The 23,412-nt window shown below is 56.8% G+C and carries 19 protein-coding genes and 6 pseudogenes; 17 read left to right on the top strand and 8 right to left on the bottom strand.

The genetic code is table 11. From position 1 onward, the window contains the following. Position 1 precedes the first annotated feature (1 nt). Positions 2 to 331 carry a hypothetical protein gene (locus BJG93_RS23775; RefSeq protein ID WP_202904053.1) on the bottom strand — a complete coding sequence of 110 codons (330 nt, stop codon included), beginning with the start codon at positions 329 to 331 and terminating at the stop codon, positions 2 to 4. Further along, positions 291 to 1,325, bottom strand: a complete 1,035-nt coding sequence (locus BJG93_RS23770) for a SidA/IucD/PvdA family monooxygenase (RefSeq protein WP_202904052.1) — start codon at positions 1,323 to 1,325, stop codon at positions 291 to 293. Before BJG93_RS23770 ends, BJG93_RS23775 begins: the two co-directional genes overlap by 41 nt. 375 nt (positions 1,326 to 1,700) lie before the next feature. Here BJG93_RS23770 and BJG93_RS23765 point away from each other — a divergent pair. The 3 pseudogenes from BJG93_RS23765 to BJG93_RS23750 form a co-directional block, all read left to right on the top strand. Then, a pseudogene (locus BJG93_RS23765) lies at positions 1,701 to 1,920 on the top strand (IS6 family transposase); the annotation flags it as partial. Positions 1,921 to 2,856: 936 nt separating this feature from the next. Then, positions 2,857 to 3,681 (top strand): annotated as a pseudogene (locus tag BJG93_RS36720) (IS110 family transposase); the annotation flags it as partial. A gap of 21 nt (positions 3,682 to 3,702) precedes the next feature. Beyond that, positions 3,703 to 3,904, top strand: a pseudogene (locus tag BJG93_RS23750) (IS3 family transposase); the annotation flags it as partial. 7 nt (positions 3,905 to 3,911) lie between these two features. Here BJG93_RS23750 and BJG93_RS23745 read toward each other — a convergent pair. After that, positions 3,912 to 4,691 (bottom strand): IclR family transcriptional regulator, encoded by a 780-nt coding sequence (locus BJG93_RS23745; protein ID WP_051374135.1) that lies wholly within the window; start codon positions 4,689 to 4,691, stop codon positions 3,912 to 3,914. Positions 4,692 to 4,755: 64 nt separating this feature from the next. After that, positions 4,756 to 5,952: a M24 family metallopeptidase gene (locus BJG93_RS23740; protein WP_027193800.1), complete on the bottom strand. Its 1,197-nt coding sequence runs from the start codon at positions 5,950 to 5,952 to the stop codon at positions 4,756 to 4,758. Between the two features lie 307 nt (positions 5,953 to 6,259). Here BJG93_RS23740 and BJG93_RS23735 point away from each other — a divergent pair, with 307 nt between their 5' ends. Both BJG93_RS23735 and BJG93_RS23730 read left to right on the top strand, forming a co-directional pair. Next, positions 6,260 to 7,159, top strand: a complete 900-nt coding sequence (locus tag BJG93_RS23735; RefSeq protein ID WP_027193799.1) for an EamA family transporter — start codon at positions 6,260 to 6,262, stop codon at positions 7,157 to 7,159. A 200-nt stretch (positions 7,160 to 7,359) separates the two neighbouring features. Then, on the top strand, positions 7,360 to 7,533 hold the full coding sequence (locus BJG93_RS23730; protein ID WP_167544160.1) for a hypothetical protein: 174 nt from the start codon (positions 7,360 to 7,362) through the stop codon (positions 7,531 to 7,533). A gap of 727 nt (positions 7,534 to 8,260) precedes the next feature. On the opposite strand, the gene BJG93_RS36500 is transcribed toward BJG93_RS23730, so the two are convergent. Next, on the bottom strand, positions 8,261 to 8,650 hold the full coding sequence (locus BJG93_RS36500; RefSeq protein ID WP_407675321.1) for a helix-turn-helix domain-containing protein: 390 nt from the start codon (positions 8,648 to 8,650) through the stop codon (positions 8,261 to 8,263). Positions 8,651 to 9,311: 661 nt separating this feature from the next. Between BJG93_RS36500 and BJG93_RS23725 the strand changes: the two genes are divergently transcribed. The 5 genes and pseudogenes from BJG93_RS23725 to BJG93_RS23710 form a co-directional block, all read left to right on the top strand. Next, positions 9,312 to 9,725: a ParB N-terminal domain-containing protein gene (locus tag BJG93_RS23725; protein WP_174566115.1), complete on the top strand. Its 414-nt coding sequence runs from the start codon at positions 9,312 to 9,314 to the stop codon at positions 9,723 to 9,725. A 636-nt stretch (positions 9,726 to 10,361) separates the two neighbouring features. Then, positions 10,362 to 11,357 (top strand): PLP-dependent cysteine synthase family protein, encoded by a 996-nt coding sequence (locus BJG93_RS23720; protein WP_051374134.1) that lies wholly within the window; start codon positions 10,362 to 10,364, stop codon positions 11,355 to 11,357. 69 nt (positions 11,358 to 11,426) lie between these two features. After that, entirely contained in the window at positions 11,427 to 12,062 is a 636-nt protein-coding gene (locus BJG93_RS23715) for a transposase (RefSeq protein ID WP_202904051.1), read from the top strand. Next, positions 11,950 to 12,324, top strand: coding sequence for a transposase (locus BJG93_RS36495; RefSeq protein WP_202904050.1), 375 nt, complete (start codon positions 11,950 to 11,952; stop codon positions 12,322 to 12,324). Before BJG93_RS23715 ends, BJG93_RS36495 begins: the two co-directional genes overlap by 113 nt. A 352-nt stretch (positions 12,325 to 12,676) precedes the next feature. Continuing rightward, a pseudogene (locus tag BJG93_RS23710) lies at positions 12,677 to 12,856 on the top strand (DDE-type integrase/transposase/recombinase); the annotation flags it as partial. Between the two features lie 179 nt (positions 12,857 to 13,035). Here the strand turns inward: BJG93_RS23710 and BJG93_RS23705 are convergent. Beyond that, positions 13,036 to 13,794: an IclR family transcriptional regulator gene (locus tag BJG93_RS23705; protein WP_071336596.1), complete on the bottom strand. Its 759-nt coding sequence runs from the start codon at positions 13,792 to 13,794 to the stop codon at positions 13,036 to 13,038. 64 nt (positions 13,795 to 13,858) lie between these two features. Further along, complete coding sequence (locus BJG93_RS23700) at positions 13,859 to 15,055, bottom strand: M24 family metallopeptidase (protein ID WP_027193800.1); 1,197 nt, start codon at positions 15,053 to 15,055, stop codon at positions 13,859 to 13,861. 198 nt (positions 15,056 to 15,253) lie between these two features. Between BJG93_RS23700 and BJG93_RS23695 the strand changes: the two genes are divergently transcribed. From BJG93_RS23695 to BJG93_RS23670, 6 genes and pseudogenes are all read left to right on the top strand, one after another. Continuing rightward, positions 15,254 to 16,021 (top strand): substrate-binding periplasmic protein, encoded by a 768-nt coding sequence (locus BJG93_RS23695; RefSeq protein WP_154671663.1) that lies wholly within the window; start codon positions 15,254 to 15,256, stop codon positions 16,019 to 16,021. 13 nt (positions 16,022 to 16,034) lie between these two features. Next, positions 16,035 to 16,685 carry an amino acid ABC transporter permease gene (locus tag BJG93_RS23690; RefSeq protein WP_034476975.1) on the top strand — a complete coding sequence of 217 codons (651 nt, stop codon included), beginning with the start codon at positions 16,035 to 16,037 and terminating at the stop codon, positions 16,683 to 16,685. 86 nt (positions 16,686 to 16,771) lie between these two features. Further along, on the top strand, positions 16,772 to 17,494 hold the full coding sequence (locus BJG93_RS23685) for an amino acid ABC transporter ATP-binding protein (protein WP_027193795.1): 723 nt from the start codon (positions 16,772 to 16,774) through the stop codon (positions 17,492 to 17,494). 10 nt (positions 17,495 to 17,504) lie between these two features. After that, positions 17,505 to 18,680 (top strand): trans-sulfuration enzyme family protein, encoded by a 1,176-nt coding sequence (locus BJG93_RS23680; protein WP_202904049.1) that lies wholly within the window; start codon positions 17,505 to 17,507, stop codon positions 18,678 to 18,680. 264 nt (positions 18,681 to 18,944) lie between these two features. Further along, on the top strand, positions 18,945 to 20,093 hold the full coding sequence (locus BJG93_RS23675) for a porin (RefSeq protein WP_027193793.1): 1,149 nt from the start codon (positions 18,945 to 18,947) through the stop codon (positions 20,091 to 20,093). A 209-nt stretch (positions 20,094 to 20,302) separates the two neighbouring features. Then, a pseudogene (locus BJG93_RS23670) lies at positions 20,303 to 20,499 on the top strand (IS110 family transposase); the annotation flags it as partial. Positions 20,500 to 20,670: 171 nt separating this feature from the next. On the opposite strand, the gene BJG93_RS23665 reads toward BJG93_RS23670, so the two are convergent. After that, the gene (locus tag BJG93_RS23665; RefSeq protein ID WP_027193792.1) at positions 20,671 to 21,969 is read right to left on the bottom strand and encodes a cytochrome P450; all 1,299 of its coding nucleotides are present in this window, start codon (positions 21,967 to 21,969) and stop codon (positions 20,671 to 20,673) included. Positions 21,970 to 22,366: 397 nt separating this feature from the next. Here BJG93_RS23665 and BJG93_RS23660 point away from each other — a divergent pair. Further along, positions 22,367 to 22,665 (top strand): annotated as a pseudogene (locus BJG93_RS23660) (transposase); the annotation flags it as partial. Between the last annotated feature and the right edge of the window lie 747 nt (positions 22,666 to 23,412).

The following is a 23,412-nucleotide window of genomic DNA, read 5'->3' as shown; positions in this document are numbered from 1 at the left end:
CTTACGCCACTGCCGGTTGACGCGAGGCCTGAGGCGCGTCGCACAGTATCGATCCTGCTTCAGTCTCCTGATCCTCAAGGCTGTCGAGCAGTTGCCGGTCCGGAACATCCGGATAGAACGCACGACCTAGCAGACTGTTGATGATGCGGCTGTTCCTGTGCGCGACCAGCGAAAGATTGACGCTTTGCAGGCCATGCTGCACGCGGCTTTGGCTTTGCAGATACACGGGACCGGGCATTGACGCATCGAAGCGCACGGCGTAATCGGGATCGAGCGTTGGCAGACCGTCTTCACGGCTTGCGCCGTCGAGCAGCTTCTGAACGAATGGCAAATGGAGCGGCTGAAAACCGGTTGCCAGGATGATTCTGTCCGCGCTTATGCCGTTGCGCTGCGACGTGACGAGCGAGGTCAACCCGATATGCCAGCGACCGCTGCGGCGTGTGATCTCGTCCATTGGCACCGAAGGCAACAGACGAAAAGCAGTCGGCTAGCGTGCTATGGACGCTGCGTTCGTACAACGCTTCATAGAGCCGGTTGCACAGGCTGGCGGAGATGCCGTCGCTGGTGAGCTTTTCGCTTTCGACAATGGCCCGGCGCCGCTGGATCGGCAGCGTGTGAAAGCGTTGGCTATAACTGGGCATGTATGCTTCATTGACAAATGCGTTGTCGTCCATCGCAAACAGATTGGCGTGCGACGTCGCCCAAGTGATCTTGTCGGGACCTGACTCGGTCAGCATGTGCTCGACGACTTCCGCGCCACTCTGCCCGCCGCCCACCACCAGCACATGTTCGTCTTCGCTGAACGGTTTCCGGTTAAGGTAGTCGTCTACGTGATAGACCGTCTCGCCAACCACCTGCCGCGCACATGCCGGCACCTTGGGTTCGACGCCGACCCCGACCACTACCGCGCGCGCATGATATGTGCGCGCGGTAGTGGTCACGCAATAGCCCTTATTGCAAGGCCTGATATCGATCACCTCCTCGCCGAATCGAAGCGTGTCCGGGCATTGCGCGACCCATTGGTAATAGTGGGTGAACTCACGTCGCGACGTGCTGTTTCCACCTTTATTCACGAAGCTGTACAGGCGTCGATGTACAGCGAGATAGTTGAGAAAGGAATATGGGCTTGTGGGATTCACCAGGGTCACACAATCCTTGAGCGGCGACACCTGGAGTTGACTTTGGGGCAGCATGAGCCCCGGATGCCAGGAGAATTTTACGCGCTTCTCAAAGAAAAGCGCTCGCAAACCGGTGGGCTGAATGAGCGCCGCGAGGCTTAGATTGAACGGTCCGATACCAATACCGATGACGTCTAGCATGTCCATAGGAACTTGTTCCGCCGTTAGAGGGGAATTGGCCAACCGATATAGTGCAACGCAATTCCCGTGGACTAAGATTGAGGCGGTGGTGCCGGCGTACTGCGTAGCCGATGCCCGCTGCAGGAAAACGAAAGCCGTAGATGACGATCGCTTTTCTTCCTAGTGGCATTCTGACCAGCACTATGCTTGGTTTGACATTACCTCGGGCCGCGTGAGTGAATCATACGAGGAATTGAGACGCTGAACACCTTGAACATACGCAAACCTCGCGGTGCGTCAATTGTCCATGCGGCGTTGTCGGATTCAGACGCCGGATCACCCGCAGTCCAAAGGGAGTTGTCACGTTGCTCAGTGGTTCGGATAACATCCGGGACTCGGAACATCGAATCGGTCTATCGTGGCCGTCGCCTTCCGGCGATCGTCATCAATCGCGTCGTGCGATGGTACTGCCGGTTTCAGTTGCACCTGCGCGACGTCGAGGACTTGCTGTTCGAACGCGGTGTTGTCGTCAGCTACCAAACAATTCGAGGCGGGCTTCGCGCGGCAGGTCAAAGCTGCTCACCGCACCTCCGGCACCGCAGGGCAACGGGACGAAGTGTTTTGCAGGCGGTGGGTATCGTAGGTTTTTGCAAAGCCTCGGCGTTTCCATCGAAGAGGTGATCTATCGCGCAGTCGATACGCGCAATATCGGGCGTCGCCGCCTGCCGTCGTCGCACCCCGCTGCAGGTCGCGCAAGCTAGCAGTACCATCGGCCCCCACGCGTCACAGGCACGTTTGACACTGTCTGAGCCGACTGCTCCGTCATGTTTGCGCCGAGTCAGCGCTGACGCGAAAGAAGAAAATCCATTCAATTTTCCATGGTGGCAGTGTCCGGAGTACCAGGTCTTCACGGTAGAAGATATCAATCGCACTATCAGCCGAGGCGTGCGCCACTGTCCCGTTGCTATTGCCGAAAGGAGGGGACCCGGTTCCCCCAAAGAGTACCCATATCGCGTTCCGCGCGAGGAGTAAAAATAGTTTGCGACGAGCCGGGTCACAGGCACTTGAGAGTTGCCGCAGCGCGGCACAGGTAGCTTGTCAGCGTTTCAACGTGTCCAGTTTCTCATCCAATCAGATCAAGTCGATAAAGCGACGAACATGGCTCGTGCTGGGTTTCAAAAAGTTTCGCTGCCCCCGCGTCCTTCGGGCCCGCATTGAGGTGATGCATACGATTTCGAAAGGGCAGATGGAGTGTGCTCACGGAGCCGGTCCGTTCCGCCGTTGATCAATTCCATGACCTCGCAACGTCAAGCAGTACTTCGCATGCCAGTCGTGTTGTCACTCAATCCTTACCAGGACAAAGCCAGGATGCGTCCGCCGAGATGCGACAGGGCATGTTTTTGCCAGACGACCAACTATGGAAGAGACTTCTTATACCGCAATCAGCGGCTGCGTCGGTGCACCGGCGGGATCCTTCAATAGATCCTCTGGAGCGAGAGAGTCGTTAAGGCCGGAGTCGTAGAATTGACGGTGCCAGGTTTGCTCTAGGGAGGGCATCATGGACGCAAATCACGTGACCGGGCCCCATGGTGGAAATGTCGTTCTGGCGGTGTCACTCGAACTGTCGGCCGCCCAGTGGAAAGTGGCGCTTCAGAGAGAAGCCGGCGGTCCACACGGTCAGCGCGTCGCAGGCGAACCTGCGACTGCAGGCCGTTCTCGAACCCATCGCGCAAGACAGGCAGAAGTGGTCCCTGCCGTCGAACGTGCGCGTGGTTGTCAGCTACGAAGCGGGGCGGGACGCATTCTGGATCGTTCGTGCGCTGTGCTCCCGCGGCATCGAGAGTTATATGATCGATGCCGCGAGCATCCCTGTGGAGCGCCACAAGCGGCGTGCGAAGACAGACAGGCTGGATGCCATCAAGCTGGTCACCATCTGCGCGCCTGGCTGCATGGTGAACGTGACCGGATGCACGTCGTGCGTGTGCCGTCCGTTGATGACAAAGCCGTGCGTCATCTGATCCGTGATGGCGGACAGTTGCACAAGGAAGTGCTGCAGCACCGCGAGCGCATGCGCAAACTGCTTGTCACGATGGGTTGCTGGGACGACGTTGATCACCGGTCATTCGCCAGACTGCTCTCCCGCGGCGAACTGGTCTGTCGCGATGGAACGCCGCTGCCGGAGGAGTTGCGCGAACGGCTGGTGCGTGAGACAGCGCGGCTGGAGCTCGCCGAGCAGCAGCTCGCCGCGCTTGAGCGCGCGCTCGAGGAGCGCCTGTCCACTCCGGTGCGTGAGCGAATCACACACCTCAGACGCCTCAGAGGTGTGGGTCACATCGGCGCGTCGCGCCTCATGCTCGAACTGTTCTGGCGCCAGTTCAATAACCCGCATCATCGATCTCAAGGCAAGGACTACGGCATGCGCAGTTCGATGAGCCGCAAAGGAAATTGCTGGGACGCGCTTTGTAACGCATCGCGAACCGATGGACGAAGTAGTCGATCGGTTGAGCTTCTACAATCACGGCCGTCTTCACTCGACGTTGAGCTACCCCAGCCCGATGCAATTCGAACGGGACTGGTACGCCGCCCAGAACCAACGGGTGCCATAATCTCCGCTCAGTTAAGGCATCCGAAATTCGCGGGCAACGTCAACCCGCAATTGCGCGTGATCCGACTCGCTGCGCCGAGAATGGCTTCAATCACGTCTCGTTGTTCGAGTTCGGGGCTAAAGTGCTTCGAGTAAGCGACGCTAATCGCTGTCCGCATCTGCCCGCTGGCGTCGCCGACGAGGGCGCCAACTGACGAGATGCCCACGACCTGCTCGTCCTCGATCAGGGCATATCCGTCGGTCCGTATCCTATGCAAGGACGCGACAAGTTGTTCCGGGTCAGTAATCGTCTTGGCCGTGCTCTGTTCCAGCGGTTCCATTTGCAGCAGTTCCAGCGCTTTCTCGTCCGGAAAAGACGAAAGGATGGCTTTGCCGATGGCCGTGTTGTGCAATCCGATTGGTGACCCGGGATGTACCCTGACGGTGACTGGCCCCTTGCCGTCGACACAAAGCAGATACATCGGGGTCTTGTCCTGGAGCGCTCCGAGATAACCATCGATACGCATGCTGTCAGCCAGCAACTGGAGTTCTTTGCGGGCCTCCAGCAACAACGTGTCTCGCGCCATCAGCGCTGCGCCCAGATTCAGCGTCTGGTACCCGATACTGTACCGTCGCGTGACAGGGTCGCGCCTCAAATAGTGCTTTGCCGTCAAGGTGTTGAGGAGGCGCTGAACGATGGCCGGACTTAACCCGAGCCGACGGGATATCTCGCGGGGACCCATCGGCTCTTGCGACGCATTGAGTAGCTCCATGACGTCGAGGCCTCGTTCAAGTGACTGGCTCTTCATCGGGTCTTCTTGTCTATGCGAATGTTTAACGGCCTATGAATGGCCGGTGTTGGGCGGTGGGCCATTACTTTACCCGATCCTGGCATAGTTCCCGAGCCGAATGGGTCAGAAGTTCGTGCCCGTCGTCCGTGATGATAGCTGTATCTTCCACCATCATACCGCCCCAACCGAGCTCGTAGTACGGAGTCTCTACACAGAACACCATGCCAGGCTCGAGTAGTACGTTAGAGTCGGGAGCGATCGGCGGGAACTCATGGGAGTGCAGACCGATACCATGTCCGCAGTGATTCCGCTGATAATCCGGCAAAGCGCCTTTTCGAACGGCCCCGATGGCGATCTTGAAAATATCGCTGGCCAGTGCGCCCGGTCTCAAGGCCGCAATTTGCGCCTGTTCGCCGGCCAGCAGTGCCGCGTAGCGCTCGGCCTGTTGATCGCTTGGGCCGCCAACAGTCAGTGTGCGCGCCATGTCCGAGCAGTACCCATTTACGGTGCAACCAATGTCCATGCGCACGAGGTCTCCGTCTTCGAGGCGTTTGTTGCGGGCGTAGGCGTCAACCCGCGAGCTGCGCTCGCCCGAGGTAACCACGACGAAGCGCGGGATGCCTCCCCCTTGAACGATAGTGCTGGTGATTTCGCGTGCGATATCGAGTTCCGTGACGCCCGCGCGAATCATCGGCACGATGGACTCGAGGGCTTTATCGGTAATGCATGACGCATGGCGAAGCAGCACGAGTTCGTCTCGCAATTTCGTCGCGCGCGCACGCTTTAACGATGGTGCCCCGTTCTGGAACGCCGCTTGTGGGAATTGCCGCCAAATCGTGTGCGCCAATCTTTCGTCACGCGTATCCAGGCCGACACGTGCCCCGCGGAGATCGAAGCTGGATAAGGCAGACACGATCGTGTCGGCGTAATTCGCTCCGGGTGCAGGCATGTCCGCATAGCTCGCCACTCCCGCCGTTGCGCCCACATAGAAGGTGCCGTATCGCCAGATGCAGAAGGGATCTTCCAATTCCTCAAGAGCGGCAGCTGCGTCGCTCGCACCGGTAATCAGAGCCACCCGATCGCGTGTGGCGATTGCAGCCTGCGCATACGGCCCGGCATCCTGGAGGATGCTCCGATAGCCCGTCAGGTAACCGACGTGAACCGGGTCCGTTGTGATGATGAGGTCGAGTTCCGGCGCGGTTGAAAAGAGTTTCTCCCGGCAGGAAAAGGCAAGATTGGCGGTACGTTGCTCAAGAGTCTCAGTGTCGGCGTAGCTCATCGGTTTCTCCAGTTAGGGGCTTGATGCAGGCATGAGGGAATATACTTCGTATGATGCAACTTCCTAGAAGCATAGCCATAAAGAGGCTCACATAGAAGTCATGTCGCACGGGTGCCAGCATCAATCTGTGCCTCCACTGACCAACCCAACAAGGGGCGATGCCATAACGAACTTTGTTATTTATTGTCCCCTTCCCAATTTCCGCTCGTTGACGTTGATCAATTCTCGTGATGAGTTTCACCGGTACTATCGTTATCGTCGTCCGATTTCCCTGAGTTCCGGAAAGAACCAATGGAAGATTCTCCGCATGCAAAACCATCGACAGTCGCCGCTTCGTACTCCTCTCATATGCAAACGGCCAGATCTACGTCGGCCGTACCCGGTCGGCGGGACGGCCCTACTCGGCTTGCTGTCCATGCTTTGCGTGCAGTTTGGCGTCGCACTGTCCGTGCCGACGATGGATGCGTTCGGTACATTCAGTACAATCTGGCTGCGGCTTGCGTGGGCGGCCGTCATTCTAGGGCTCATCGTCCGTCCGAAGCTGCATCGTTACTCACGGACGCACTGGGTCGCTGCGGGCGCGCTCGGCATCGCAATGGCCGGCATGACGTTGTGTTTGTTCTCGGCGATCAAGCGAATTCCGGTTGGCCTCACTGTGACAATCGCCTTTCTCGGTCCACTCACGGTCGCGACGATCAGCGCACGGCGACTGCGGACTCTGCTCTGGCCGCTTCTTGCGGTCGCGGGTGTGCCGCTGCTTGCGCACGACCACGCAGGATGGATCGGCGATCCCATAGCCACGCTGCTCGCCGTAGGTGCCGCAGCGGGCTGGGGTAGCTACATTGTATTGATGAAAAAGACCGGCACGCTCTTCAACGGCCTCGAAGGGCTGTCTATATCGCTCATCGTGGCTGCGCTGGCCGTCACGCCGTTTGGGATTGCTGAGCATCGTTTGCACGTCCTCCTCCCGCAATTAGCCGCGACGGCTGGGCTCTCGCTACTGGTGCCGCTCCTGCCTTACGCATTGGAGATGGTGGCTCTGCGGCACATGCCCGCTGCATCATTTGGCATTCTGATGAGCCTGGAACCGGCGATCGGCGCACTAGCGGGCTTTGTGGTGCTCGATCAGGCGATGACAGCACTGCAATTCGCGGGCACGGTGCTCGTCGTCAGCGCAAGCCTCGGCGTGATTGTTACGTCAAGGTGATGCGCTGCGGTGAATTGTTCGAGACGATAAATCGAATGGCCCCCTCTCTTTCTCAAGCCAGCCCTCGTAGCTCGGATAAATGGCCCAACAACTGGTTGCGGGTTTTTTCAGGCCTGCTTTATCGGGTGAAAGGCGCGTGGAGCATGGGTTCCGGCGACCGCACGCGAATCGGCTAGAATCCGGATGCTTTGAAGGTCAAAATGGCTCAAAGCCAGCCGTGGCAAGAGATTCCAACGACATTGAGTGTCGAGGAGTTCGGGCAATTTGTCTGGCCGCATCTGAGCAAGGGCCGTCGCGGCCCCGGGCGAAAGCTCAGCGCGCATGCGATGTTCAACTACATCCTGAAGGCGCTCTATCTAGGCTGCCAGCGCTGATCCACCGCCACGCAGCCTTACCGGTCCCGTGTGCCAGACTGAGCGCTTACAGATAGTCGCTATTTTTAGCAACGATCGATCCTGCTTAACAGGTTCTCGGGTGTCGCTGGTATCCTGCGGGACTGCGCAGTCGCGAAACTAGACAGTATGACTCTATATGGATACCTCCCCTTTTTGCGAAGGTTTTTCGTGTGCATGACGTGATGGGGCGGTTGCTGCTTTATACATGGCCTCGTCCCGTTTGCCAAACGATCTGTTCTACAGCGAGCAGGTGCAGGATTGCATATACACATTCGGCCTTTCTGTGGCATGCATGTGCCCGGCCCCGATGGATTTCGCCCGGCGACTCCTACTTATATCCACGGCTTCGAGAGCCCCAAGACTGCGCAGGTTTTGTCACCGACGGTCCGACCTGTTTGCCATTGACTCAGGTCGCTCGTGCAACCAATGAAGAGGCAAAACAATTGCCGCCATCCGATCGTTGCTCCGTTCATACCGGCGCAACCGGCAAGGTTTCCAGTGTATTAGCCGGTACTCGACCGGTCAGAAAATGTCAGCGGAGATATCGCCCGCTCCCGATCAAGGGAATGATTTTCCGGGGCGAGTCGAAGCTCAAGCCTGCGCCTGTGGCGCACCGCTTCGCGGTTTTGCGCTTGACCTTTTTCTCACCCCGGAAAGGCAGGTATCAAGTCGGGAACGACGAAATGAACTGACACTGTCTGTCGAGTCAAGTGCTACTGTCTACATTTCCAGTGCGCATGGCATCGGTTCGCCATGCACGGCTTCGATGCGCTTCGCGATTTGCCCGAGCGTCATGGACTGTGTGCTTGCAACTTTCGTCGCAGTGGCCAGCATGCCTTCGGACAGCGCGCGGGGACGGACCGCCCTTATGACCGATCAGCAAGCCGCAAACGCCATGCTCTCGCCACGCGTGCGCCCAGTTGTAGACCGATTGGCCGCCGACGCCAAGTTTCGAGGCAATCCCGGTCAGCTTGACCCTGCGTCCGAGCAACAGCACGCCTGCGGCCCGGGTGCGCACGTCGCAACGTTTGTGGTTCACGGATAACTGTTGCAACGTCTGATCCTCGGCTTCGGTCAGTTCTACGACACACTTCATTGGTACCCCGGCGTGATGACGACGCCGAAAGTTAGCAAATTCAAATGCGTTTACTAGCAACACTTACCCAACCCGCGGATATCAGTGCGATCCACCGTCGAGACGTACTGCTACGTCGCCCTCAGGAAATTCCGCATAGTGTGTCCATTTAAAAACTGAAAAAACCGATCCCGATTGACACAGGGAGTCATATCAGCAACCAGTTGAGTAATACTAGCGTTTCCGATCAGTGTCGCGATTCTTCGTTTTCCGACAATGTCGGACACGCGACTCTACCAGCGGCCATTGAATAACATGGGCTCTTTTGAAAATGGAGTGAGTTAGAATTTGCACATTTTTTTAGCATCGCGCCTTCTTGGCTAACGATGCCCCACCCCTGACCCCGCCTCGAGGCGGGGAAGTCCTCGCCGCCGGACGGACTCGGGGGCAGGCGCAGCAAGGCTTCGCCTGCCCCAAGCCCTCTAGCTTGTTCGGGAAAGTGAGCGCGTCAATGGTTCGCTTCGCCGGACGTCCCGTCCGCCATTGACCCACTCATTTTTCTTGTCGACGACCCGCGTCACCCACTCGAATTTCAAAAGAGGCATAACACCACCATGATCTCTTCATGTGGCACGATGCGTGCATTACCTCCTGATAGAACGTTGATATTCAGGAGAAGCCCTTGTCACCCGCAGAAGCTATCCCAACTTACCCAGTCGTCAAATTGCCAGTACGTCAACTTCGCCCAAGCGAGAAGATCAACGTCCCACGTGCCCGGACGCTGATCAAATTGATCGTGGAAGCGGGACAGTGGACCACACCTATTCTAGTCGAACACCGCCACTCCATTATTATGGATGGCCATCATCGATATTTTTGCGCCATGGAATTAGAACTGTCGTTTGTTCCATGTATTTTGCTTTCCTACGATGACCCAAACTTGAATGTCACCTACTGGGGCAATCCTGCACCGGCGGTTGTCGACCATATCATCCAAGCTGGTCTTTCTGGAAATTTGATGAGTTTCAAGACCACTCGACATAGGTTGAATGTCACATTGCCGAGTTGCGCGGTCGCGCTCGATGAGCTGAAGTGAGGTGGTGTCTATGATTCGCAACCCCCGCTTTGAATGCGAGTCGAAGCCGTTATTCAGATTCGGTGCACCATTTGCTCAATAGCCGATTTGGAATGCCTGGCTGGGATAGGCAGATCCATTGGCATTGCCTACCGTACATATAGGGCAAGATAGCACAAACCATCTCAGGAAAAACATGTTCAATGGCGGGATAATGTGTATAAGCTCGATGGCGATTGTCACGCTTGGCTTGCGCTTCGGGCATGCAGTTGCTATTCGCTCCTCTCTGGGCGGAAGACAGCGCACATATCGTCATTTCGTCGAAAGGCCTCTTGCATCCCAGCCTGTTGGTGTCCGTATGCGGATGCTGGCCTGGTTGCTTTGCGACACATGGAATGGGCTCGAACACACCACGAAGCGCAGATTACCGTGCTGTCGGATGCCGTTCTCTTGAGTCCAAACATAGCTTTATAGCACGGGCTAAAATTAGGGAGAATTTATCACACGCCGTCTGCTCACAATTATTTGTATCTCTATAGGATGAATAGAAGGAAGTTGAAAATCATCCCATCAATAGCCTCACCGAAAAAATTCCGGTCGTCCGCTCGGACGGCACGTTCTTGCCGATGAAACCGCACCAAGATCTGGAGCAGATAGATGATCGTCAATAGCATACTAGATACTATCGGGCGTACGCCGCTGCTTTTCATCCCTTTACGTGGGGGGGAAGTTAGTCTTTATCTTAAGCTAGAGATGTTCAATCCGTGTGGATCAATGAAAGACCGAATGGCGCTCGCCATGATCAACCGTCTCCCGACTTCATCAAAAGAAGAAACTATTGATATAGTCGAATCTTCTTCAGGGAACACAGCTACTGCATTGGCCATGATCGCAGCTGCGCGAAAAATCAGGTTCACAGCTCTTATGGACTCTCATGCAAGCCTTGATAAAATTCTTACGATTCGCGCATTCGGAAGCAACGTTCGGGTCGTTGGCAGCGGCGACGGCGTGTTGGAGACTGACATACGGGACCGAGAAGCCATGCGAATTTCTATAGAAGAGGGCGCCTACTGGACAGAACAGCACAACAATCCGGCAAATGCAGCCGGTTACGCGGAACTGGCTGCAGAATTGCTCGACGACCTCGGCGCAACGATTACGCATCTCGTTTGCGCTATTGGTACCGGTGGGTCACTATGCGGTTCTGCGCGCCAGTTGCGGATGCATATTCCTGAACTTCAGGTGATCGGCGTGGAGCCTGTCGGAAGTATCATCTTCGGCGGTGAGGGTAGAGACTACCTCCAATCGGGGACTGGCACGCCTGAAGGTGCCGATGTGGGTCTGGTCATTGACTACGACGTGATAGATGCGGGCCGCAAAGTGAGCGACGACATGGCCTTCTCTACATGCCACTATCTTGCCCAGCAGCACGGTTTACTGGTTGGCGGATCAACGGGGGGGGCGATTTACGAGGCGCTCAGTGTGGCTCAACACGCACCGATAGGATCGCGCATCGTAACAATAGCCTGCGACAGTGGTACCAAGTACTTGGACTCGGTTTTCAATCGAGACTGGTTGTCGATCCATGGCATACAAATTGTCGACATTGAAGAGCATTTCGGGGGCTTATTGCGAACGCGTCAGCTGCACTAAACCAGCTTTGTTCGGAAGGGTGCTTGGTCGTTGTAGAATCGTAAGCTCAACGAGCCCGAAAAAACATGGATGTCGTGCAAAGCCAGACTCAAAGCTGGTCAGGAACGCAAGCGCAAGAATCCTGGTTATCGGGTGACGAACTGGCGCGAATATAACGGGAGCTCGAAGAAGCGCGGAAAGATCAGCCTCTATTTCCCTGAGGGTGATCTCAAGTCGCAATTCATTACAGCATCGCCGTACGTGCTTGGAGTCTCGGGCAGGCTGCCGTTATACACCCGTGCGTACGTTGAACTGCTCTATACGTTCTACCGGCTGTTCGGCTGGGGGATGCGGCAGACCACCGGGTATACGGAAGATTACTGGGCCAGTCGGGGACTGGACATCCCGGTTCCCAGCTTCGGCCATCTGTGCGATCTGTTTGCCGCGCTGGACATTAAGGTTACGCAACGTTGCGAACGACTGGCCCGACGTCTGGCGAGGGGCGAAGATACGAGCATCATCATCGACAGTACAGGGATGAGTTTCGGTCGGGCCAGCGAGTGGGTACGAGCAGAAGTACGGCAAAAAGGCGGCGAAAACGCCGTGGCGCAAGATGCACCTGTCGATCGACGCGGAAATGAATGTTCACGCGATCGCGATCACCGGCACAGACGTTTCGGATATCGAAGGGATGGACCGGGTGCTGCCCGACGATATCCCGATTGACCGTGTGACTGCCGACGGCGCGTACTACAGCATCGAGCGGACGGAAGCCCTGTCTCGATCAGGCGTGCTGCCCGTTATATCGCCGCCTTCTCACGCGGTGGTGCATGGCGAAGAACAGACACAATGGCATGACAAGGTCGTCGGCTACATCAAGGAAAAAAGGGCATTTATGCGTTCCACAAGAAGTATGGCTATGGGCAACGCTCGCTGGTCGAAGCGCAGATCTCGCGGATCAAACGATGTATCGGTTCGACCTTGTTGACCCGGAAAATCGGATCACAGGACCGCGAAGGCGTAGTCATCGCGAACATCCTTAACCTCTGGCGTGTGAATCACACACCTCTGGAATTCGTTTGGCAGACCCCCTTCTTTCAGAAATGGATAGTTGCGTCCATCCCACGGAACGCCGGCCCCTTCCGAACAAAGCTGGTCGGATGCAGCAAGCAACCTTCAAGTGCACCATCTCGATTGCCGTAGAAATCCGCAATACGCCTGAGTAGAAGTTGTGCCACCGGGTGTCGACAGATGCCTTTGTAGAGGCTTGCGCCGTATTCTCCTAAAGGCGCACGTACGGTTCTTAGGGGGCGTGCCGCAGCAATGCGGTACGGCTACCCAAGGACCATCGGGCTATCAAGCGCCGCATTCGTCCCATGCTGGGATTTAAGAGTTTTCGTTGCGCCCGCATCTTACTGGGTGGCATCGAAGTCATGCACATGATTAAAAAGGGGCAGTTGATGTGTCGCCACAGCACCGCGCGGTCTGCAGCCAAGCAGTTCTATGAGTTGGCGGCATAAGCAGTACTCAAGATATAGCCTCTGCTTGGCCTCACCTCGTTATTGCGACAAAACCCGGACCGGTGCCGTGCTGCTGTCTTTTTGATCGTATTGCTTGATTATACCTTCCGCAAGAATTCGTTTCGCGAAGTCGCGGCCACGGGCCAAAATATGCTGGCGAGTTCGAGAGCAATCTCGACTCAGGCAGAATGGAACCCGCAATTGCGCGTGATCCGACTCGCTGCGCCGAGAATGGCTTCAATCACGTCTCGTTGTTCGAGTTCGGGGCTAAAGTGCTTCGAGTAAGCGACGCTAATCGCTGTCCGCATCTGCCCGCTGGCGTCGCCGACGAGGGCGCCAACTGACGAGATGCCCACGACCTGCTCGTCCTCGATCAGGGCATATCCGTCGGTCCGTATCCTATGCAAGGACGCGACAAGTTGTTCCGGGTCAGTAATCGTCTTGGCCGTGCTCTGTTCCAGCGGTTCCATTTGCAGCAGTTCCAGCGCTTTCTCGTCCGGAAAAGACGAAAGGATGGCTTTGCCGATGGCCGTGTTGTGCAATCCGATTGGTGACCCGGGATGTACCCTGACGGTGACTGGCCCCTTGCCGTCGACACAAAGCAGATACATCGGGGTCTTGTCCTGGAGCGCTCCGAGATAACCATCGATACGCATGCTGTCAGCCAGCAACTGGAGTTCTTTGCGGGCCTCCAGCAACAACGTGTCTCGCGCCATCAGCGCTGCGCCCAGATTCAGCGTCTGGTACCCGATACTGTACCGTCGCGTGACAGGGTCGCGCCTCAAATAGTGCTTTGCCGTCAAGGTGTTGAGGAGGCGCTGAACGATGGCCGGACTTAACCCGAGCCGACGGGATATCTCGCGGGGACCCATCGGCTCTTGCGACGCATTGAGTAGCTCCATGACGTCGAGGCCTCGTTCAAGTGACTGGCTCTTCATCGGGTCTTCTTGTCTATGCGAATGTTTAACGGCCTATGAATGGCCGGTGTTGGGCGGTGGGCCATTACTTTACCCGATCCTGGCATAGTTCCCGAGCCGAATGGGTCAGAAGTTCGTGCCCGTCGTCCGTGATGATAGCTGTATCTTCCACCATCATACCGCCCCAACCGAGCTCGTAGTACGGAGTCTCTACACAGAACACCATGCCAGGCTCGAGTAGTACGTTAGAGTCGGGAGCGATCGGCGGGAACTCATGGGAGTGCAGACCGATACCATGTCCGCAGTGATTCCGCTGATAATCCGGCAAAGCGCCTTTTCGAACGGCCCCGATGGCGATCTTGAAAATATCGCTGGCCAGTGCGCCCGGTCTCAAGGCCGCAATTTGCGCCTGTTCGCCGGCCAGCAGTGCCGCGTAGCGCTCGGCCTGTTGATCGCTTGGGCCGCCAACAGTCAGTGTGCGCGCCATGTCCGAGCAGTACCCATTTACGGTGCAACCAATGTCCATGCGCACGAGGTCTCCGTCTTCGAGGCGTTTGTTGCGGGCGTAGGCGTCAACCCGCGAGCTGCGCTCGCCCGAGGTAACCACGACGAAGCGCGGGATGCCTCCCCCTTGAACGATAGTGCTGGTGATTTCGCGTGCGATATCGAGTTCCGTGACGCCCGCGCGAATCATCGGCACGATGGACTCGAGGGCTTTATCGGTAATGCATGACGCATGGCGAAGCAGCACGAGTTCGTCTCGCAATTTCGTCGCGCGCGCACGCTTTAACGATGGTGCCCCGTTCTGGAACGCCGCTTGTGGGAATTGCCGCCAAATCGTGTGCGCCAATCTTTCGTCACGCGTATCCAGGCCGACACGTGCCCCGCGGAGATCGAAGCTGGATAAGGCAGACACGATCGTGTCGGCGTAATTCGCTCCGGGTGCAGGCATGTCCGCATAGCTCGCCACTCCCGCCGTTGCGCCCACATAGAAGGTGCCGTATCGCCAGATGCAGAAGGGATCTTCCAATTCCTCAAGAGCGGCAGCTGCGTCGCTCGCACCGGTAATCAGAGCCACCCGATCGCGTGTGGCGATTGCAGCCTGCGCATACGGCCCGGCATCCTGGAGGATGCTCCGATAGCCCGTCAGGTAACCGACGTGAACCGGGTCCGTTGTGATGATGAGGTCGAGTTCCGGCGCGGTTGAAAAGAGTTTCTCCCGGCAGGAAAAGGCAAGATTGGCGGTACGTTGCTCAAGAGTCTCAGTGTCGGCGTAGCTCATCGGTTTCTCCGTTGTGGTGATTGTTCCAATTATAGGAACGATGTTCCAATAAAGCAAACGACATCTGAATGAGCATAAACCCCCATAACATGCGTCATTGACGATATCCATAATATAGGAACATTGATCCGATATTCGGAACGCCCGACTCCTGCGCGGCTGCAGGTTTCGTCAACCACTTTCTTGGAGGAGATCTGCGTGTTGAAAAAGAGACCTTGTATTGCGATGTTCCTGTGCATCGCGGCTGCGGCATTCGGGCATTCGTCAGCTGCGCTGGCAGACGGCAACCCCACGAACGCGACGGTAACGGTCGGGGCTGCGCCCGATGCGCCACCTTTCTCCTATATCCAAGGGGGTAAATTTCTAGGGATCAGCAACGACATCCTGCGGAGGGTAGGAAAGCTCGAAAACCTCGATATGCGTTATCAGCAGATGGCATTCGACGGTTTGATCCCGGCGCTCCAGGTTGGTCAGCTCGATATCGCCGTAAGCGGTATTTTCATTACGAAAGAACGTCAGGCAATCGTGGACTTTTCGACGCCCTACTTCATCGAGGGCGCTCTCGTCATAGTCCCGGTTAATAGCGGAATCAAGAGCCTTTCCGATCTCAAGGGCAATACGATTGCTTGCGAGCAAGGCTCGGCCGCGTTGAAAGTCGCGCGTCAGCACGCGCCTGAATGGGGTGTCAATCTGCGCATCCTCCAAGATCCGGCGAGTATGCAGCTAGCTATGAGGTCGGGCGACGTCGCTGCGATGATCTACGACTCCGCGTTGGTGAGCTATCAGTTGCGGGTCGAAGGCGCGAAGCCCACGATCAAGATCGTGAGTCCTATGCTGGATCCGACAGGTATCGCATTCGCTTTCCCCAAAGGAAGCAAGTGGGTCGCAGTCGTCAATCGTGGCATCGCGAAATTGAAAGCCAGCGGCGAATTGGATGCCATCGCCAAGACCTACAACATGAATTGAGGAGCGGCCACTCATGACAGATATGATTTGGCTTTGGGATTACCTACCCTCTCTTTTGGAGGGGATGAAGTTAACCGTGATCCTGACAGTGACATCAATGGCTTTCGGCGGTGTGCTAGGTCTGCCGCTCGCGTTTATGAAAATGTCCAGGCTCCGGTTGGCGGCTTCGATTGCCGCGGCATATGGAACCCTCATTCGCGGCATGCCGCTGCTCGTCCAGATCTTGTTGGTCTACTTTGGCTTGCCCGTGTTGACAGGGGTTCGGACACCCGCGATAGTCGCTGGCGGAATCGCCATGGCGCTATACACGGCGGCGTTTCTGGCCGAAGTCTTTCGCTCCGGGATTCAGGCAGTCGATCAAGGGCAAATGGAGGCCGGACGTGCAATCGGGTTCGGTCATTGGCAAACCATGAGACTGGTGATCATGCCGCAGGCGTTTCGAACCATGATCCCAAACCTGGCGAATCAGCTCAGCATCACGCTCAAGAATACGTCGCTATTGTCTGTTATAGGCGTGACGGAACTCACGCTCGCCGGGCAGAACATCTACATGCAGAACTTTGACATGATCCGTGTCCTCTCCATCGTGGGCGGCATGTATCTATTCATATACCTCGTAGCCGAACGCGTGACCGGCTACCTCGAACAAAGGGTTTCTCGATGAATGCGCCAATCCGTATCCTTTCGGAGCTTGCAGATCAACCCGCTCCCGGTGCCAGCGAGCGCCGGGTTGCAGCCGAAAGCGCGTCCATGATTTCTGCGAGCGGTATCGAAAAAGCGTTCGGATCGGTTCACGTGCTCAACGGCGTCAGCATGTCGGTCGCCGAGGGCGAGGTAGTCGCTTTAATCGGCGCATCGGGATCTGGAAAATCAACGCTGCTCCGCTGCCTGAATCTGCTCGAAACGCCGGACGCGGGAACCATACACATCGACGGCGACGATGTTCTCAGCAGGAAGTACGACGTCAACAAATTGCGTCGAAAGATCGGGATGGTGTTCCAGAACTTCAACTTGTTCAACAATATGACGGTACTCGAGAACGTGACTCTCGGGCCGACGCGATTGCTGGGGATGTCAAAGCTGCAGGCGAGGGACAAGGCTGAGGAACTATTGGCCAAGGTAGGCCTGAGCGACAAAGCAAACGTAGTGCCGCAAAAGCTGTCCGGCGGGCAGAAGCAGCGCGTCGCGATAGCCCGCGCGCTGGCCATGAAACCGAGTGCGCTTCTTTTCGACGAACCAACGTCGGCGCTCGACCCCGAGATGGTACGCGAGGTACTGGACGTCATCCGGAATCTTGCACGCGACGGGATGACGATGGTTGTCGTTACCCATGAAATGGGATTCGCTCGTGAGGCAAGCAAGCGCGTCGCGTTCATGCACGGCGGGAAAATCCTGGAAATTGGGCCGCCCGCCCAGGTGCTCGGCAACCCGCGTGAAGAGCGAACGCGCGAGTTTCTCTCAAAAGTGCTGTGAGGTAACGCAAATGGCAGATCATGTTTTTGAACAATCGACTATGTGCGTTCATAGGGCGGGCGCGAGCACCGAGGGATTTCAGAGCTTTTCGACGCCCGTGTATCGGGCGTCCACGATCGTATTCCCAAACGCGCAAAGTTATCGTGATCGTTCCCTTCGGTTTCCGGACGGATACAGTTATGGGTTGATGGGGACGCCGACGACGCGTTCACTCGAGGAACAACTGACTCGACTGGCGGGCGGCGTGCGGTCCGTTCTTGTTCCGTCAGGGCAAGCTGCTGTATCGGCCCTCATGTTGACGCTATTGTCGCAAGGCGATCACGTCCTGATTCCCGACAACGTCTATCCACCGGTGAAGCAGTTTTCGCAAGAGGTCCTCCAACGCTACGGTGTCGCGGTCGACATCTACGATCCGATGAACCTGCAGTCGCTCCGTAGCTCGATCAGAATCGGACGGACGAAGTTGATTTGGATCGAAGCTCCCGGTTCAACAACAATGGAAGTCTGTGACACCCGCGCGATCGTAAGCATCGCAAAGGAAAATGGCGTGTTGACCGGCTGCGACAACACATGGGCAACGTCGCTTTTTTGCAAACCGATTTCGCTCGGCGTCGACGTCGTAGCTGAAGCGTTGACCAAGTATGTCGGCGGACATTCCGATCTGTTGCTGGGTGCGTTGAGCTTTGCATCGATGGATCTTTATCTGCAAGTGAAGGAACAGCTCGCCAATTTGGGCGTAGGTGTATCGCCCGATGATTGCTCTCTAGCGCTGCGCGGAATTGAAACCATGTCATTGCGCTTGGCTCATGTCGGGTCGACTGCCCTAGCATTCGCACAGCGCTTGAAGGATCGTCCCGGAATCGCCCGCGTGATTCACCCGGCGCTTCCCAAATCTCCCGGGCACGAGTTCTGGAAACGGGATTTTCAAGGGAGTACCGGCGTATTTTCGGTCCAACTGCAGGTGCACGACACGGCGCTTGTCGACCGGGCACTGGGCCGTCTTGAACTGTTCGCAATCGGCGCTTCATGGGGAGGGACTCGAAGCCTCGTTGCACCGATGTCGCTCGATGGTCAGCGTAGCTTCGGAACAAGTGGTTCCACTTCAATGTATCTGCGATTCAGCGTCGGATTGGAAAGCCCGCTCGATCTTTGGCGAGATATCGAGCTAATGTTGTCGGCTTTCTAGTTCAAGTGGCCCGATCGAAGGTGACGGGTGCTCTTTTCGAATCTTACTTTTGCAAGGCGGGTGTTTGCATGGGAAGCGTCCTTCGCACGCACCGGCTTCACAGGTTTCACAGGCAACAGATCACAGTACTACGCCAGTCTCTGCAATAAAACTCAAGCGGGAAGCGTTGCGCGACGTTGACCCAAGCGGTCGACTCATCGCCGGAGCAGCGCGGAACTCGCTTCGTCCAACAAAACGTGCAAAGCGGGTATCAGGGAGAAAACGATGAAGAAGCGAAATGCCGTAAAGCTTTCGGCCATAGCATTGAGCGCAGGTGCGGTATCCGCACCTGCCATGGTTCATGCGCAAAGCAGCGTAACGCTGTACGGCATCATCGATGGCGGTATTACCTACGTCAACAACGCGGGTGGTTCGCATGTTGTCAAGTTCGACGACGGCGTCTCTTATGCTAACCGGTTCGGCTTCAAGGGCACGGAAGATCTGGGCGGCGGGTTGAAGGCGGTCTTCGTGCTCGAGTCCGGCTTCAACCTTGGCAACGGCACGCTTGCCCAAGGCGGTGCGGAATTCGGCCGGCAGGCGTATGTTGGCTTGCAGAACCAGTGGGGCACGGTGTCGCTCGGTAACCAGCTCGACATCACGAACGAGTTCATGGAGGGTTACAACATCTCGTCGTTCGGCAGCGGTTATGCCATCCACCAGGGCGACTTCGACCGCATGAACGGCGACCGCTTGCCGAACTCGATCAAATACATGTCACCCGATGTTAGCGGCCTGACCTTCGGCGGCATGTATTCGTTCGGCAACACCGCGGGTGATTTCCACGAGAAGAGCGCGTACAGCTTGGGCGCGCACTACGCGCACGGCGACTTCACGGTCGGCACCGCGTACACGCGCCTGAACAATCCGAATGGCATCTACGCATTCGACCCGTACGCAATGATTGGCGCGAAGACGTTCCTCGGCCAGACGGTGGCAACGGTGAATCCTATGACGGGCGCGGTGACCGACCTGTACAGCAGCATCCCTTTTAATGTCGATAGCCAGGCCACCTTCGGCATTGGCTCGTCGTGCGGGATTGGGTATTTGATGCTGTTTGGTAACTACACCTACACCACGATCAAGGGCTTTGGGCAGTCGTCACACATGCACGTAGGCGAAGGCGGCGCGTCGTATAACTTCACGCCGGCGCTCACCTTGTATGGCGGCTACCAGTACACATACTACGAAGGTACCCACTGGAACCAGGGTTCGCTCGGGCTGCATTACCTGTTGTCCAAGCGCACCGATGTCTATGTGTCGGGCGACTACCTGAAAGGATCGAATGGTGTGAACGCGGTGATTGGCTATAGCTTCACGCCGTCCACGTCGAGCACGCAAAGCGATGTCCGCATCGGCATGCGGCATTCGTTCTAAAGCGTTTTATCGGCTGCGACGGCTTCTTGAAACGGGACCGTCGTGCGTGGAGAAGTGCGGTCCTGCCACGGGCTGGAACCGAGTCGCGTACGGTAGGTTCGCGAAAAATGCGATCTCGAACAGTTCCTGGCTGACCGCGAGCGACGGATAGCGCTCCTGGAACGCCGATGCTGCTTCCCAATGAAGTGTCACGCGCTCGTGCTGCAGCAGCAGTCGCTCCTGACCTTGGTGTCATAGTCGCATCCTTACCAGCCTAGCTATGCGCCGCATTGCCGACCTGCTCGATGGCAATGCCAAGATTGATGCGCGCGATGCCGCCGTCATTGCTATAGCCGCGCGCTTAATGCCGCTTACACTGCGCTGCCTCCGACTGGCTGACGTACTTCTCGCCGAAATCACCATGCTGCGCGCCCGCCACAACCCACGCTGCAGGCAAAGGTGCGGAAAGAGGACGCTCGGTTCATCGTCAAGGCCGAGCTCATATGCGGCTTATGCCGGGACCGGTACGTAGGCGCCTGGTGAGTTCCGCAGTGAAGGCCGAGCCTCAAGGGTTCACTCCAACTACAGGCTCGGTGGTTCAATGCGGATGCACCACGCAACGAACTGGAAGATGCTTCGGGCCGCTCACGAAGCTGGACGCAACGAATTCGATTTCGCCCGCCGGCTCAATAAGCCGCAACCTCGGGACCAGTTCCTCAAAGAAGATGCGCATTTCCATGTTGGCGAGATGCTGACCCAGGCACACGTGGGCGCCGACGCCGAAAGCGAGATGCCGGTTCGGTTTTCGGTCGATATTGAATGCGAACGGATCAGGGAAGACTTGCTCGTCACGATTTGCCGAGCCATAGCAGAGCATCAGCCAATCGCCCTTGCGGATTGTCCGACCCCGGACGTTGGTATCGGCAGTCGCTGTACGCATGAAATGACGCACCGGCGATGCGTAGCGAAGGGTTTCGTCGATAAACTGCGGAATCAGCGAACAATCCGCCTGTAGTCGCGGCAGTAGCTCAGGGAAGCGGCTCAACGCCCACATCGCGACCGATATGGACGACGAAACCGTATCATGTCCTGCTGCAGCGATAATCACGTAATAGCCAAGACGGGTCGCCTCGTCGATAGGCTGTCCATTGATCACCGCGTTGGCCAGCAAGCTTGCGATATCGTTACGTGGGTTCTTCCGGCGGTCTTCGGTCAGGCGGTCGAAATAATCCTTGAAGTCGGCCACAATGGACAGGAGAGCCTTGCCCATCGCACTGCTCGCATCGCCTTGGCGCTGCACTTCGCGCTTGTATTCGGCATCCTCGCTTCCAAACATCTCCTGAGTCAGCGTCAACATGCGCGGGGAATCTTGCTGTGGAACGCCGAGAATATCCATCATCACGCTCAGTGGGAAATGCAATGCAAAGTCATTCGCAAAATCGATCACTTGCCCGCTGTGAAGCAACAGCTTCGCGATCGTCATATTTGCCAGCGATCGAATGCGGTCGTCAAGCTCGAGAATGCTGTTCGGCATCAACCACGACTGTGTCAGCGCACGTAGACTCTTGTGCTCGTCGCCGTCAACGTGCACGAGCGATCGGACGATGTTTGGACTACCGGTGGTGGAAATGACATGCTCGATCGACGCTCTTGGCCTGCAGACGACAGAATAGTCGCCGTTGTGAAACAAGACGTTTTCTCTTGAAATCATGGAGACGTCGGCGTGTTTCGTGACCACCCAGAACCGATCATGTCCATCCGCCATTGCGCGCCCGACAGGGTTGTTTGCACGCGCCCAAGTATAGGTTTCATGGAGACGATTGAGGTTGGTATAGGACTGCGGATCAACCAGATGGTTAGCTATGTCTTTCGGTAGGTCGTAATTTGGCATGCTCATGATATTGATAGTGCGGTTTGTTGGTGGGCGGGCAGCACCATCCAGGCAAGAGAAGGGCGCCTCTTCCCGCCCCATTCCGCCACTTTTGACGGCCGCTCGTTCGCATGTACTGAGATCGTTTCCACGCGCTTTGAAGTAGCATTCATGTATAGAGCTTGCTGTCATCCGATATCTGTGGATCGGTTCCCCCGTTGGCGTAGGCACTGCAGCGTTCGCATCGGTAATTTGGGTGAACTGGCGTGACGGACGTCGATATCCGCCATCGTATTCCTTCATATTATCCGCGGTCTCCCTGTGTACCCTTAATCTAGGTCAACTCTTCTTGGTTAAGTGATCGCTCAGGTGGTCCTTGAGGGCTACTGTTTGTCCGGCCAGTACGCAACAATCTGAGCCGGCGCCAGAGGAGGCGAAGCTTGAGAAGTTTGTGCTCGTGACCAAGATGCGCTGGCGCATCGAGCGCGACTATCAGGACCGGAAACAGGAGTTCGGGCTCGGTCATTGCGAAGGGCGACGCTGGCGTGGCTTTCACCACCACGCCACACTGAGTATCGCTGCGTATGGGTTTATGATGGCTCAGCGACTCAGGATGGGATCAGATGCAAACGATAAAAAAACTTCCTTGAACGCACGCTGCCTGTCCTTCCCCCGGATTACATCCCACGGGGCAGTCCAGCGCACACAACGCCACTTTCCTGATTTCGTTACCACGTTGTGTATCCTGCTTGGACTACGCCTCATACAAAGATGGCACTCTTCCTGTGCGGAAATAAACTGCATAACTAATTATATGACACAGTAAGACTTCTATGGGGCATTGGAAGTCAAGCCCTTTCGCGGTCCCATTTTCCGTCAGTTATCTCCATTGAAGAGTGGGTCAGGTTGACCACCGCCGGCCACCGTTGTGGTCGTAACAGACGACCCGCTGGCCGGCGGTGGTCAACCTGACGATTAAATGATTTGATGTTTTCCATATCAATCGATTAACTCAACAGGAGTGAGGCCGGGGTGCATGATGTCCGGACAGTTGGCCGGACCAACTTCAATCCGTGCCGGCACCAGGCCGGGCACCACATATCACATGCGCTAGGCGCTGGAAACACCCCCTACGGGCGCGCCCCAAACTACGGTCACCTCGGGGTGACCCTCTTACTGTCCGGGCGCGCTGAACCTTCAGACGCTGTTGCCGATCGACGTTGGTTGCTCAGACCGCCACCGTTTAACTGACAGGTGCTTTGAGTGTTGCGCCGAGGCCGGCGCAGCGTCATGCCAACCTTGATCAGGACATTCTGCATCGACGCGTGGCGCTCTACGAGACTGCCCGACAACGCAATCCGCTCCGATGGAAAGGCCGCACGCGCACAGCGCGTAAGTGCTGTGCATCTGAACCCGGATCGAACTCACAACCTGCCAGGCACTCCGCAGCGCGATAAGCAGGAGCGAAAG

The sequence above is a fragment of the Paraburkholderia sprentiae WSM5005 genome, assembly GCF_001865575.2.
Lineage (GTDB): Bacteria > Pseudomonadota > Gammaproteobacteria > Burkholderiales > Burkholderiaceae > Paraburkholderia > Paraburkholderia sprentiae.
Note: the sequence above shows the minus strand (reverse complement) of the source record. Positions and strands in the feature narration are given on the sequence as shown.